Genomic DNA, 252 nt, shown 5'->3' on the forward strand with positions numbered 1-252 from the left:
TTCGCATAACCGTCGGCTCCGGCTTAACGCCGGAGATCGCGGTCAATATTGTTCGGCAGTCCGCCCACCAGAAAGTGCACATCATGTCCTGCCTCACTGCTGCGACATTCTGCAATCAGCTCTTCCTTCATTAGCTCGTTAAAGGTGATTGCCGGGGATATGGCGTCTAGTAGTGTCTTCTTCTCGACTTTGGTTCGGATCAATTTGCGCGATGTGTCATTGGCGCCTTTATCGTTGGTATCCCATCCGTTC

Annotated in this window: 1 pseudogene; it reads right to left on the reverse strand. The window is 52.0% G+C overall.

The annotated features are described in order from the left end of the window. Positions 1 to 23: 23 nt before the first annotated feature. Positions 24 to 252: pseudogene (locus KVT34_RS30655) on the reverse strand (cobalamin-binding protein); the annotation flags it as partial.

Source organism: Paenibacillus sp. GbtcB18 (genome assembly GCF_019091125.1).
Lineage (GTDB): Bacteria > Bacillota > Bacilli > Paenibacillales > NBRC-103111 > Paenibacillus_F > Paenibacillus_F chitinolyticus.